This is a genomic window from Streptomyces sp. NBC_01335 (genome assembly GCF_035953295.1).
In the GTDB taxonomy this organism is placed as follows: Bacteria; Actinomycetota; Actinomycetes; order Streptomycetales; family Streptomycetaceae; genus Streptomyces.
The window spans coordinates 6,259,554-6,273,679 of the sequence record NZ_CP108370.1; the positions used below are offsets into that span (position 1 = coordinate 6,259,554).

At 72.2% G+C, this 14,126-nt stretch carries 4 protein-coding genes; all 4 read right to left on the reverse strand.

Annotation, left to right across the window (positions count from 1 at the left end; all coding sequences use genetic code 11):
* Positions 1–13: 13 nt before the first annotated feature.
* Genes OG599_RS26880 through OG599_RS26895 form a run of 4 tightly spaced genes read right to left on the reverse strand, consistent with a single transcriptional unit; the run spans position 14 to position 14,125 of the window.
* Complete coding sequence (locus OG599_RS26880; RefSeq protein ID WP_327178537.1) at positions 14–1,042, reverse strand: MupA/Atu3671 family FMN-dependent luciferase-like monooxygenase; 1,029 nt, start codon at positions 1,040–1,042, stop codon at positions 14–16.
* Positions 1,039–8,124, reverse strand: a complete 7,086-nt coding sequence (locus OG599_RS26885; protein WP_327178538.1) for a non-ribosomal peptide synthetase — start codon at positions 8,122–8,124, stop codon at positions 1,039–1,041. The genes OG599_RS26880 and OG599_RS26885 overlap by 4 nt, the downstream gene beginning before the upstream one ends.
* On the reverse strand, positions 8,121–11,588 hold the full coding sequence (locus OG599_RS26890) for a non-ribosomal peptide synthetase (protein ID WP_327178539.1): 3,468 nt from the start codon (positions 11,586–11,588) through the stop codon (positions 8,121–8,123). The genes OG599_RS26885 and OG599_RS26890 overlap by 4 nt, the downstream gene beginning before the upstream one ends.
* Complete coding sequence (locus OG599_RS26895) at positions 11,585–14,125, reverse strand: beta-ketoacyl synthase N-terminal-like domain-containing protein (RefSeq protein ID WP_327178540.1); 2,541 nt, start codon at positions 14,123–14,125, stop codon at positions 11,585–11,587. Before OG599_RS26895 ends, OG599_RS26890 begins: the two co-directional genes overlap by 4 nt.
* Position 14,126: the final 1 nt, after the last annotated feature.

A 14,126-nucleotide genomic window follows, 5' to 3' on the forward strand; every position in this document is an offset into this window, starting at 1 on the left:
GCGGGGCGGACGTTCACAGGTCCGCGCACCGCTCGGCGAGGCGCGTCAAGTGCTCCAGAGCGGCCAGGACCTCGTCCGCCCCGGCACCGAAGTCGATCAGGCAGGCGATCTCGTCGACGCCGAGCTCGGCGAGCGAAGTGACCAGCGGTACACAGCTCTCGACCGAACCGATGAGGCACCGGGTCCGCGCGTACTCGGTGTAGCGGTGTTCCAGCAGTTCCTCGACGGCCTGTTCGGACACCTCACCGTCCGCGCCGGTCCCGTCCATTCCGAACAGCGTCATCGACGACCGCATGTAGGCGGTCATCGGAGCGCGCGCCGCGTTCAGCGCCGCCTCCGGGTCGGCGTCGACGAACGTGTGAAGCATCACCGCCACCCGTTCGTCGTGCGGGCCGTGTCCTGCCCCGACCAGCGCGTCCCCGTACCGCACCAGATTGTCCTCCAGGGTCTCCCAGGACTGCCCGAGCAGATGCGTCAGGATTCCGTACCCCTGCTCGCCCGCCCAGGAGAAGGTGTCGGGAGAGCCTGCCGCGGTGATCCACATCGGGATACCGCCGCGCACCGGACTCGGCCGGCTGCGGATCTCCTGCTCGGTCCCGTCCGGTGCTCTGCGCGAAACCGGCTGTCCCGCCCAGAGCCGGCGCAGCTCGTCCACGCCGTCCCGCAGCGCGGTCCTGCGGTCCGCGAAGTTCCCCGGTGCCAGGACGAAGTCGCGGGGATTCCAGCCCGACGCGACGGCGAGGCCCGCACGCCCGCCGGAGAGCTGGTCGACGACCGCCCAGTCCTCGGCCACGCGGAGCGGATCGTGCAACGGCAGCACGACGCTTCCCGCGCGCACGTCGATCCGTCGTGTCACCGCGGCGACGGCCGCCCCCGTGACGGCCGGGCTGGGAAACGGGGAGCCGAAGTCGTGGAAGTGCCGCTCCGGCGTCCACACCGCGGAGAATTCTCCCCGGTCGGCGAAGCGCGCGGCTTCGAGGAGCAACCGGTACTGCTCGGCCGAGTCGGCTCCGTTGGCGAAGAAGAACAGACTGAATTTCATATGCGCTCCATGACTGAGCCGTCCCGCTCTTCCGCCCCGGCCGCACCCGCTCCGGGGCCGGCGGAGAAGGCGAGGGTGTAGAGGGCTTGTCGGTAGTGGTCCAGCAGCTGCGCGTCCTGGACCTCGGACGCCCCCCGCGCGTACTTGAGCGAGACCCGGAACGACTTCCCCGCGTCCACGACCGTGAAGTGGACACGCAGGCGGGGTGCGAGGGGGTCGGGACCGACACCACGCAGACCATCCGGCCGGTTGCCGTCGTCCCGGGCGTAGTTGAACACCACGGGCAGGTCGCCGAACGCCCGGAGTGCCGGGTCGTCCGCGGCGAGGTCCGCGAAGGGCACGGTCCGCAGTTCCCGGATCCGGTCGAAAGCGTCGCGCACGGTGGTGAGCACCGAAGCCGGAAACCCGTCGACGGGTATCGACAGGGGCACCGGGACCGTGTTGGCGAAGCCGCCGACCGAACGGTCGAGATCGGAGTGGCACCGTCCGTCGAGCGGAACCGCGGGGCAGACGTCCTCACGGCCGTCGGCTTTCGCCAGGGCCATCGCGAAGGCCGTCAGATGGACGACGAAGGGGGTGACGCGCAGGTCCGAGCAGAGGGAGCGCAGCGCGTCGTGCAACCTGCCGGTCGGAGCCCAGCTCAGGCGGTCCGCGAGCGGGCCGACGTGCGGCCGGTCACCGGCTTCGGCCGGCAGGATTTCGTGCCAGACGCGGGCGGCTTCCCGCGCGCGGGGGCCGTCGCCCAGCGCGTGACGCCACGACAGGTACCGCAGAAAGCCGTCGTCGACCTCGGCCGGACGTGGGTCCTCGGACACCGGTGGGGAGTCCGCTCGGCACGCCTCGGCGATCTCGTGGCACAGCGTCAGCATCCCGCGCCCGTCGAGCACCAGCAGATGGACGGTGACGGCCAGGAGGTTCCCGCTCACCGTCAGACGGACGAGCGGTTCGCGCGCGGGGTCGATGGGGGTGCCCTGCGCTTCGTCGTGGAGGCTGTTCGCGGCGGCCGTTCCCGTCCCGCGGGACGCGCCTACGCGAACAGGCACGGCACCGGGCTCGGCGAGGACGGGCCTTTCCCCGTAGGCGCCGCCCTTGCGGCGCATGTCCGGGAAGAACAGCCGCAGAGCGGGGTGGCGTGCGAGCACCGCGGCGGCCGCGGCACGCACCCGGGCGGGATCGAGCGGACGGGAGGCGGCGAACACGAATGTCTTCTGGAACTCCGAGGACGCCCGTACGAGAGGCCGGAGACCGGGCGGCAGCGCGACCGGCGGTCCGGACGGGGGGAGCTCCTCCTCGGCCGCGTCCGCCGACGGACCCCGCTCAGCAACGAGCCGGGCCAGCTCCGCCGCGGTTCCCCACCGGTACAGCTCCGGTATCCCGAGCCGCACTCCGGTCCGCTCACGCAGGACGTGCATCAGCCGGGTCGCCAGCAGCGAGTGGCCGCCGGCGTCGAAGAAGTCCTCGTCGGCATCCAGCTCCGGCCGTCCGAGTACCTGCCGGAACACGGCGAGGACGTCGGTGGTCGCCCGGTCCTCCGGCGCGGCGTGACCGCTCCGGGACGCGGGGCCGGCGCCGGGCGCGGGCAGCCGGGTCGGATCCACCTTCCCGTTGCCGTTGACCGGCAGGGCGTCGACGACGGTGAACGAGGACGGGACCATGGCAGCGGGCAGATCCTCGCGCAGCCTGCGGCGCAGTCGCCCGGCCAAGTCCTGTGCGGCGGGCGCCGCCACCAGATAGGCGTCGAGCCTCCGGTCGCCGTCCGGCCCGCTCGCCACGAGCGCCACGTCCCGAACGTCGGGGTCGCGCCGGACAGCGACCTCGACCTCTCCGGGCTCCACGCGGTAGCCGCGGATCTTGATCTGCTGGTCCGCGCGGCCGACGAAATCGATGTGTCCGAGGCTCGAAAGCCGCGCCCGGTCACCACTGCGGTAGCTGCGCGCACCGCCGTCGGTGCGGAAGCGTTCCGCGGTCAGGTCCGGGCGGCCCAGATAACCGGTGGCCACGCAGTCGCCGCCGATCGCCAGTTCGCCCACGGCGCCACGCGGTACGGCGCGGCCCCGGTCGTCCTGGATCTCCAGGACGACGTTCTGGACGGGCGAGCCGATGGGGGCGTGCCGGGGCCATGCGCGCGGCGGACCGGTGAAGCGGTAGGAGGTCACCACATGGGTCTCCGCGGGCCCGTAGTTGTTGATCAGCGCGCAGCCGTCCAGGCGCTCGAAGAAGTCGATCAGCGACTCGCTGACGCGGAGCTGCTCGCCGGTGGAGGCCACTTCCCGAAGGGAGGCGAACGGGCCGACGTCCCGGGCGAAGCGAGCGGCCAGGGCGTGCAGGAGCGACACCGGGACGATGGCCTTCTCGACACCGTGCTCGCGCACGAAACCCGCGAACAGGTCGTGGTCGTGCTTGGTCGCCTCGTCCGCGACGAACAGCGAGCCCCCCGAACACAGCGCGGCGAACGTCTCGTGGAACGCGGCGTCGAAACCGAAGGACGCCAGTTGCATCCACCGCAGCGCCGAAGTGTGACCCGAAGTCTCCCAGTGGATGAGGTTGGCGAGGGCCCGGTGCGGGAAGTGGATGCCCTTCGGCCGCCCCGTCGTGCCGCTCGTGTACGTCAGATAGGCGCCGGCACCGAGGTCCACGGAGTCTCCGGGAACAGGACCGGTGGGTCCGTCCGCGGCCGCTCCATCGACGGCGGGGAGCGATACGGCCCGTGCGAAGGGCGCGAACTCCGCGTCCTTCGCGTCGGCGCACAGTACGAAACGCGGACGGCAGTCCTCCGCGATCGTGGCGAGCCGTTTCCGCGGCAGGGTCAGGTCGAACGGAACGGCCGTCGCCCCCGCCCGCAATGCCCCCAGGAGCCCCGCGATCAACGGAACTCCGCGTTCCATGGCGATGCCGACGCTCTCCCCGTGGGTCACACCGAGTTCGGTCAGCCGGGCGGCGACGGCTGCCGACAGCGCGCTCAGCCGACCGTAGGTGAGGGAGGAACGGCCGTCGTGCACCGCGAGCCGGTCGGGCGTCCGGGCGGCCTGCCGGGCGAATACGGCGTGGACGGGCATCGCGGGGACGGGCACGACGGGACCGGACAGCAGGGCGGAGACCTCGGCCGCGGCCTCCGGCGGCTCGACCGAGGCGCACGCGATCGTCCCGTTCGGCGCCCGGGTCAGGGTGTCGAGCGCGTGGACGAACGACTCCTGCCAAGCGACGACCGTCGCACGGTCGAACCGCTGGGTGTCGAACACGAACCGGCCGGCCAGGGTCCCGTCGCGGCCGAACCACCAGTCGAGCGAGAGCTCGTACGGGCTGGTGCCGCGCTCGAACGGTACGGGGAGCGCGCGGAGCCCGTCCGGTGGGTCAGGAACGCTGGCGTCCGGGCTCAGCATGTTGAACAGGACGTCGAGCAGGGGAGGCTGCTCCGGCCCGCCCTCCTCCCGCAGCTTCCGGGAGAGGACCTCGAACGGCAGGTCCTGGTGGTCCAGCGCGGCGACGACCCGGCGGGCCAGTGCCCCGTGCAGGTCGGCGAAGGGCCGCGTCCGGTCGACGGAGATCCTCAGCGGCAGGGTGTTGACGAAATTGCCCACGAGATCGCGGGCGTGCGGCCGGTGACGTCCGGACACCGGGACGCCCACCAGGAACTCGTCGCGTCCGCCGACCCGGGAGAGCAGGACGGCGAACACCGCGAGGACGACGGAGAACGGGGTCGACCGTGTGCGACTGGCGAGGTCGGTGACCCGCCGGGAGACCTCGGCGGACGCCGTGAACGCGACGGTGTCACCACGATGGCGGCCTGCCTGCCGAGGCCGGTCGCCCGGGAGCTCGAGAGGTTCCGGACGGTCATTCAACTCGGCCAGCCAGAAACCGAGTTGTCGATCAGCCTCCGAGGAGGCGAGCCACTCCTCCTCCGCTCGCACGTGCGCCGCCAAAAGTCCTTCGACCGGTGGAAGGACCGGGCACGCGGATCCCGTGCGTCCCGCGTAGCAGGCGTAGAGGTCCCGGAGCAGCAGGCCGGTGGAGAAGGCGTCCGCGACGATGTGGTGGACGACGAGGACGAGCACGTGACGGTCGGGCGCCGTCCGCAGCAGCGCGCTCCGCAGCAGCGGGGGCACGTCGAGCGAGATGGTGCGATCGCTCATGCGGGTGATCTCGCGGCGCAGTTCCGCCTCGTCCGCGACGTCCACGACCGGTAGATCGACGGCCACGTCGGCCAGGATCTCCTGCGTCGTTCCCCGGGCCGACGTGTGGAAGACCGCGCGCAGACTTTCGTGCCTCCGCAGGACGTCCCGCAGGGCCTCACGCAGCGCATCGGCGTCGAGGGAGCCGCGCAGATCGGCGAGCACGGGCACGTTGTACGCCTCGGCGGCGCCCTCGACCTCGCTCAGGAAGAGGAACCGCTCCTGGAGGCTGGTGACCGGAAGGCGGATTCCCCCCTGGTGCCGGACGGCCGGTGCGTCGTTCACCCGCTCGTGGTCTCCTGCGAGCCGCGCCAGCGAGGCCGGTGACGGATCGCTCAGGAACGAGCCGACGGGTATGGGCCGACGCCAGCGGGACCGCGCCTCCGCGACGACGCGGGTGGCGAGCAGAGAGTCGCCGCCCAGGTCGAAGAGACTGTCCCGCGCCGACACTTCGGTGACTCCGAGAGCGGCACGGAAGATCTCGCGGGCCGATTCCTCCAGATCTTCGGGGTCCTCTTCGGGCCGGACCGAGCCGGATCCGGAGTACGGGACGGACACCGGCGAGACAGGGTCCAGCCAGTGGCGCCGCCGCTCGAACGGGTAGCCGGGCAACTCGGCGCAGCCGCCGGCGCTCGTGGCGGCGAAGGCCGCCGCCTCCCCTCCCAGACCCAGCGCCCACGCGTGGCCCAACCCGGCCGCCAGGGCCTCATGGGGCGGCAGCCCGGGAAACACGACGGCGACCGCGTCGCCGAAGACCGCAGGGAGGACGGCGCCGGACCCGGGACCGGTCGGCAAGCACACGACGGCGGAAATCTTCGGCGGGAGCCTGCGGCGGCCGGGGGTGGCGGGAGAGCCCGCCGAAACAGCTGCCAGGTCCGGGCGGACGCCGGGCGAGCACCACTCGGACCCGTCGGGGTCGTACCACGCGACAGCCGCCGGGCGGGCCGCGTTCCGCAGCATGTCGCCGAGCGGCCGGGTGGTGGCCCGGCCGGCCAGCACACCGGAGGCGTCCTCCTCGGAGAACACCCCGGTGAGCACGGCTGCGGCGAGCCAGGACCGGTGGTCCGCCAGGACGGCGCCGGGCGTGACGCCGTGCTCGGCCCAGACGGCCGCGCAACCGAGAGCCACGACGGAGTCCGTGAGGAGCGCCGGGGCGTCCTCCACCAGCGACTCCAGCGCACGGTCGGCCGTCGTGCCCCGTCCGGCGGCCCACGGGCCGACGAGCCGTCGCGCGGTTTCGCGGAAGGCCGGCCGGCCGGCGACGAGGGCGTCGAGGTACTTCTGCCCGAAGGGCTGTTCCGAGGTGTTCCGGAGCAGGAACGCGGGCGGTCGTGGCGTGGTGTCCCGGTCGGTGCCGGGCAGTGTCACGCACGTGCCGGAGGAACGCCACAGCAGCGCGCGGCGCAGCGGGTGTCCGGACCGGGACCGCACCAGCGCCGACCCGACGTCCGCCACCGCGTGCGCGGACAGCCCGGCGAGTCGGCCGCGCAGGAGGACCTCCAGCCTGTCGAGCGCTTCGGGCGACCGGGCGGAGAACGGCAGTACCAGCGTGTCCGGAACGGCGGGCCGCGGGGCCTCGGGGGTTTCGGGAGGCTCTTCGACGAGGAGGTGCACGTTTGTGCCGCCCACCCCGAAGGCGCTGACTCCGGCGATCAGTGGGCCGGGCGCGGACCATGTGCGCAGGGCGTGGTTGACCCGGAACGGCGAGGAGACGAAGTCGATGTGCGGATTCGTCTCCTCGGCACCGGGCGACGCGGGCAGCGTCCGGTGCCGGAGCGAGAGCACGACCTTGATCAATCCGGCGATCCCCGCAGCGGAGTCGAGATGGCCGATGTTGGACTTCGTCGAGCCGATGGCGCAGAACCCGATCCTGTCGGTGCTCTGCCGGAACGCGCGTGTCAGCGCCTCGACCTCGATGGGGTCACCCAGCGGCGTACCCGTGCCGTGAGCCTCCACGTAGGAGACCTCGTCCGCCGTGATGCCCGCCAGGCGGTGCGTCGAGGCGATCACCGCCTCCTGCCCGCGGAGGCTCGGCGCGGTGTAACCGCTCTTGGCCGCGCCGTCGTTGTTCATGTCGCTGGCGCGGATGACGGCGAGGACCCGGTCGCCGTCGGCCAGCGCGTCTTCCAGACGCCGGAGCACCACGAGACCCGCCCCGCTCGCGAAGACGGTGCCCGCGGCCTGCGCCGAGAAGGGGCGGCAGAGGCCGTCCGGGGAAGCGATGCCCCCTTCCGTGTACATGTACCCCACGTCGTGCGGCCGGATGGCCGAGCCACCGGCCAGCGCCACGTCGGTGTCGTAGTTCAGCAGGGCACGGCACGCCTGATGCACCGCGGCCAGGCTGGAGGAGCAGGCGCAGTCCACGGCGATGCTCGGTCCGGTCAGCCCGAGCCGGTAGGACAGGGACGTCGCGGTGAAGCCCCGGTCGTTGCCCATCAGGACGCGGTGCCAGCCGAGCCCGCGGATCACCTCCGGGTGGCCGAGCACGTTGCTCAGCAGGTAGTCCGAGTGATTCATGCCGAGGTACACACCGACACCGGCGGGCGGAGCGGCGGGGTCCAGGCCGGCGTCCTCCAGGGCGTGCACGGCGGTCTGCAGCAGGATGCGCTGCTGGGGATCGGTGGCCGCCGCCTCGGCCGGAGTGAGGCCGAAGAACTCGGCGTCGAACAGGCTGGGATCGGAGAACGGCTTGCGCCACGGTACGTACGACGGCGCGTCGACGATCTCGCGCGGGCGCCCGGAACCGAGCAGTTCCTCCCGGGGGACCTCTTCCAGGGGCGCGGCGCCCTCGCGCAGCAGATTCCAGTACTCCGCCGGTGAGTCCGCCCCGGGGAAGCGGCAGGCCATTCCGGTGACGGCGATCAGAGGCTGTACGTCGTCCGGGTCGGTGGTGCCGGTGGTGTCGGTGGTCATGGGCGCTTGTGCTCCGATCGCTCACGTCGTTTGCGGGCCACTTGCTGTCGTCGCCGTGCCTGGGCCACGCGGCGGGCGTCGGTCGCCCCGTCCGGGACGGGGCGGGTCCGGTCCGTCTCCGGCGCGCCTTCGAGGCAGGCCGCGTATCCCCGGACGGTCGGGTGGCGGAACAGATCGACGATCCGGGCCGAGGGCGTGATCCGGCCGCGCACTTCCTGAAGGAGCCGGGCCATCAGGATGGATGTTCCGCCCGAGCGGAAGAAGTCGTCGCCGGGGCCCACGGTGTCGTCGCGCAGTACCTCCCGCCACACGCCCAGGAGCCGCTCCTCCAGTTCGGTGGTGACAGCGGCCGCCGGCGGTGGGTCCACCTCGAACACCACCGGTCGTAGGGCACGGCGGTCGGTCTTCCCGCCGGCCGTGGTGGGCAATGAGGAGAGGGGGACGAAGGCCGCAGGCAGCATCTGGTCCGGCAGCAGGGCGGCGAGCGCGCCGCGCAGCTTCGCCGGTTCCAGGGGCACGGGCCTCGCCTCCGGTACGTAGTGGGCGACGAGCACGTCCCGGTCTCCCCGTCGCTGCACCGTCACCGCCGACGCGGTGACGCCGTCCAGTGAATTGAGGGCGTGTTCCACCTCCTCCAGTTCGATCCGGTACCCGTTGATCTTCACCTGGTGGTCGACCCGGCCGGCGAGTTGGAGGGAACCGTCCGCGAGCAGGCGCGCGACGTCTCCGGTGCGGTAGAGGCGTCCGGCGCCAGGGAGGCCGGGCAGCTCCACGAAGGCTTCCCGGGTGAGGCCCGGGAGTCCCGCGTAGCCCCGGGTCACTCCCGCGCCGCCGAGGAGGAGTTCGCCGTACATGCCCACCGGGACCGGGCGCAGCGCGGAATCGACCACGTGGGCGGTGGTGTTGGCCAGCGGTCGGCCGACGAGCACGCGGTCCGGTGCGGGCGGTACTTCCCAGGAAGTGGACCAGACCGTTGTCTCCGTGGGCCCGTACATGTTGAGGACCCGGGGGATCCCCGCGTTCTTGAGCCGGGCGGCGAGCACCGTGTCCAGGGCCTCACCGCCGACCATGAGGAGGTCCAGGCGGCCGAGCGCCGCTTCCGCGCCCGGCAGCCGCAGGACCTCGCGCACGAGTGTGGGCGTGGCCTGCATCGCGGTGACCCCCTCGCGGGAGATCAGCTCCGGAATACCCTCCGGTTCCCGCATGTCCCCGGTGACGGGAACGTTGAGCAGGGTTTCTGTGGTCTCGGCCAGTACCACCGGCAGCCCCCGGGAGAGGGTCCACAGCAGTTCGACCACGGCGATGTCGAAGGTGACGTCGGTGACGGACAGCCATACCGCGGCATCGTCGACCCCGAGCACGGCGTCCAGTGCCGTGACCAGGTTGCTCAGATTGCGGTGGGTGACCTCGACGCCCTTCGGACGGCCGGTCGATCCCGACGTGAAGATCACGTACGCGGACCCGCCGGCGGCCGCCCGGGCGACGGGGGCCTGCGGGGGCGCCGCCGCGGACACCAGGTCCCCGACGAGCAGGCGCAGGCCGGTGAAGCCGGAGACCCTGTCCTCGTAAGGCGCACCGAGCACGACCGCCGCGCACCCGGCGGACTCCAGAATCCCGTCGGTCCGGTCGGCCGGGTGGGTACCGCTGAGCGGTACGTACACCAGGCCGGCCTCCATCAGCCCCAGCAGCACCGCGACCAAGTCCGGCGTACGGGGCAGGAGCAGTCCCACACGCTGTCCGGGGAGCAGACCCGAGGCACGCAGGGCGGCGGCGACGCGGGCGGCACGCGCGGCGAGTTCCCCACGCGGGACGGTCGTTCCCCGGAAGGTCAGCGCCGCGGCACCGGGGGCCTCGGCGAGGCGTCGGCGGATCAGCGTGTCCAGGGTGGTCTCCGGAACAGGGCACTTCTGGGCGGCGTTCCACTCCTCGGTGGCCCGTACGCTCGCCGGTTCGAGGAGGGCGAGTTCACCGAGCGGGGTGTCCGGCGACTCGGCGAAGAGCCGGACGACGTCCTCGAACCAGCCGGCGAAGCGGCGCGCGTCGGTCTCGTCGAGGAGCGTTCTGTTGTAGATCATGATGCCCGCGAGGCCGTCGTCCACGGCCCGCAGCTTGAACATGACGTCGTACTGGGCCGAGTAGATGGGCGGCACGACGGTCCTGGTCTCGACGCCCGCCAGGTCCAGTTCGACCGCCGGGTAGCTCTGCAGGATGAAGATGGTCTGGAAGATCGGCGAGTGGGAACTGCTGCGCTCCGGCGACACCGCCCGCACCACCTGGTCGAACGGGAGGTCCTGGTGGGCGAAGGCCTCGAACGCCGTCTGCCGGGTACGGGCGAGATACTCGCGGACGGTGAGCGATTCGTCGACGCGACTGCGGATGGTGATCGAGTTGAAGAAGAGCCCGAAGGTGTTTTCCAGCACGGGATAGGGACGGTTGGCCAGCGGGCTCCCCACCGCGAGGTCGTTCTGCCGGGTCATGCGGGAGAGCAGGAACGCGTACGCGGCCATGAGGGCGCTGTAGAGGGTGGAGCCGGTGTCCTCGCAGAGGACCCGCACCCTGTCGAGCGTCTCGGCGCCGTAGTGGAAGTCGAATCCCTCGCCCTGGTAGCTCTGCACGGCCTCGCGGGAGCGGGCCGGCGCGAGATCCAGTGCCGGGGGCAGACCGGCGAGCGCGGCACGCCAGTACTCCGTCTGGTTCCGTGCCAGCTCGCCGCCCAGCCAGCTCCGCTCCCAGACCGCGTAGTCGGCGTACTGGACAGGGAGTTCGGGCAGATCTGCCGCCCGCCCCTCCGTACGCGCGGCGTACAGCTCGGAGATCTCCCGCTTGAGCAGGTTGGCGGACCAGCCATCGGATATGACGTGGTGCTGCGTCACCACGAAGGTCCACCGCCGGGGCCCGGTACGGATCAGATCGAAGCGGATCAGAGGTGCGGCGGAGAGGTCGAAGCGCGTGGTCACGAGCGAGCGGACCAACGCCTGCGCCGCCTCGGGGCCGGACACCTCGTGGGTGGTGAACGCGGCGGGACAGCGCGCGTCGATCCTCTGCTCCAGGCCCGTGTCCGTCTCGACGAGAGAGGTCCGCAGCGCCTCGTGGCGCCGGACCACGTCGTCGACCGCTCCCCGCAGCGCCTCGACGTCGAGCTCACCGCGCAGTTCGTTGACGAAGTACATGTTGTAGACGGGAAGATCGGTGGCCGTCTGTTCCACCAGCCAGAGCCGGTGCTGGGCGTACGAGGCGGGAATCGGAGCCGAGCGGTCGACCCGCTCCATGCGGACGTCGCGGCGGGCCTCGTCCTGCTGGTGCTCGCGCAGGAAGCGCAGGATCTCCGTGCGATGGTGCCGGATGGTGTCGGTCGTCTCCGGGGTCAGCTCGCCGTCCGCCGCGGAGACGGTCAGCTTGTCGCCCCGCAGACCGATCCGGACACCCCGGGCCGACAGGTCTTCGAGCAGGCGGGTGACCTTCACAGTTCGATCGCTCCGTTTCCGTCGTCGGTGACCGTGAGCGAGGCGAAGAGCCGTGCCGACGAGAGCTTCTCCTCGACGAGGTCCGCCATCGCGCGCAGCGTCTCCGCTTCGAGCAGGTCGCCCAGGGAGACCCTGACCCCCAGGCCGTCCCAGATCCTGGCCATGACCTGGGAGGCCAGCAGCGAGTGGCCGCCCAGATGGAAGAAGCTGTCGTCGGGCCGGACCTGCGGGACGCCGAGGACGTCGCGCCAGATGGCGGCGACCTCCGTTTCGGGGTCCGCCCCTGCGGGCGGGAGGGCCGGAGCCCGTGTGCCGGGCTTCTCCGCGCCGGCGGTGGGCGGGACCGGCCAGTGGCGTACTTCGTCGAAGGGATACGGCACGAGAGTGGTGATCCGGCCGGTGGCGGGACCGCACACCACGTCCCAGTCCACCTCGACGCCGCGCTCCCAGCTGTGGGCGATCAGCGCGAGCCATCGGTCCCAGGAGCCGAGCGCGGCGAAGAGGTCCGGGTGCTCGCCGGACGGTTGGGGAGAGGCCGTGCCCATCACCTCGCCACGTGTCATCTCCAGCAGGGACTCGCCGGACGGCGTGTGGCCGGCGGCCGTCACGTGGCCGGAGAAACCCGAACGGACCTCGCGCACCAGGGGGCTCAACGCGGTCTCCCACAGCTCTTTCGCGAGTGAGTCGAGCAGACGCTCGCACGCGCTCAGGTCCGAGCCGGGGCGGCCCGCCTCCACGGCCCGCACGTGGAGGAGCGCGCAACGCAGTGCCGTGTCCGCGGGCATCCCCCCGGCGGCTGCCACCGCGAGGTACTCCCCCGCGCCGTGGCCCAGCAGCACGGGTACCCCGGCCAGTGCGTCGAGCGCCCACAGCGCCGAGCGGAAGAAGTCAGCGTACGGGGCACGGATGCCGGGGGTGAGCAGCGCCCGGAGCGTGGGAAGCCCCTCGGTGAATTCGGTTCCGAGCGGGGTGGACGGGAGCGAACGGGCGTCGACGGCGAGGACGAAGGGCTGCGGGGCGACCGGTCGGACCGGCTCGCGCAGCGCGGCTCCGAGGTCCGCGGCGGGTGCCAAGACCCAGGCCCGGCGCAGCGGCTTGGCGATCCGGTGGCTCTGCAGAGTCCGCGCGACGTCCGCCCGCGGCAGTTCGGCGACCCGGTCCGCCAGCCGGGTGCGCAGCCGTTCGAACGCCTCGGTGCTGTGGGCCGACACGGGGAAGATCCGCGCCCGGTCCGGCGCACGACGGGCCGGGCGTGCGGCGGGAGGCTGTTCCAGGACCACGTGCGCGTTCGTCCCACCGATGCCCAGCGCCGTGACGGCCGCGCGCCTCGGCAGCGAGGGCTGGGGCCAGGGTTGCGCACGCCGCCCGACGCGGAGTCCGGTGCCCTCCAGCCGGATCTCGGGGTTGAGTTCCTCGTGACCGTGGGTCGGAGGGACGGTGCCCTCCCGGACGGCGAGGACGGCCTTGACGAGTCCGGCCATGCCGGCCGCGCTGTCCAGATGACCGACCGACGACTTCACGGCTCCGACCACGCAGGGCGTGCGCACGTCGAGGAATTCCCTGGCCTCCCGGAGCGCCGCCATCTCCACGGGGTCGCCCAGGGGGGTACCCGTGCCGTGGGCTTCGACGTACCCGATGCTGCCGGGGTCCACGCCGGAGTCGGCGAGGGCCGCGATGATGACGTCGCGCTGTCCCCGGACGCTGGGCGCGGCGAAGCTCTGACGGTCGGCGCCGTCGTTGTTCAGCGCCGATCCCCGGAGGACGGCGTGGACGGTGTCGCCGTCCCGCAGCGCGTGCGCGAGCCGTTTCAGCACGACGACACCCACACCGCTGCCCGGTACCGTCCCCGAGGCGCGCCGGTCGAAGGGGCGCAGTTCGCCGTCGGGCGAGGCGACGCCGCCTGCCGTGGCGTGGTAACCGTGGTGCAGCGGCAGACGCAGGGAGACGGCTCCGGCGAGCGCGACGTCGCAGTCGCCCGCCAGCAGGCTCCCGCGGGCCAGGTGGACGGCGGCCAGCGAGGTCGAGCAGAGGCTGCTGACGAAGACGCTCGGTCCGTGCAGGTCGAGGTGGTAGGAGACGCGCAACGGCAGAGTGGACGGACTGTCCGGGACGGCCGCACGGCCCTGGTGGTCCGGCAGCCCGGCGTACCGGTTCTCCCCGCTGCCGCAGAAGACACCGACGTTCCGGCTCCCCGCCCCCGTCCAGCCGGCGTGCTCCAGGGCGCGCACGGCCTCCTGGAGGAAGAGCCGCTGCTGGGGGTCCATCGAGGTGGCTTCGGCGGGTGAGACGCCGAAGAAGCCCGCGTCGAAGAGGTCGAAGTCGTCGAGCGTGCCGGAGACCGGAACGTAATCGGGGTGCTGGTCCGCGGGTGCGGACCCACGTTCGGACACCCCGTCCCATCCCGCCCCCACCGACGGACCGAGCGCGGAACGCCCGCTCACGAGGTTGGACCAGTACTGGTCGACGTCGCGTGCTCCAGGAAAGCGGCACGCCATTCCGATCACCGCGACGGCGCGTTCGTCCTGCTCAGCGGTCATG

Bases quoted from the DNA above. Each gene is read 5' to 3' on its own strand.
- OG599_RS26880 (WP_327178537.1), bottom strand. From the start codon at position 1,042: ATGAAATTCAGTCTGTTCTTCTTCGCCAACGGAGCCGACTCGGCCGAG.
- OG599_RS26885 (WP_327178538.1), bottom strand. From the start codon at position 8,124: ATGACCACCGACACCACCGGCACCACCGACCCGGACGACGTACAGCCT.
- OG599_RS26895 (WP_327178540.1), bottom strand. From the start codon at position 14,125: ATGACCGCTGAGCAGGACGAACGCGCCGTCGCGGTGATCGGAATGGCG.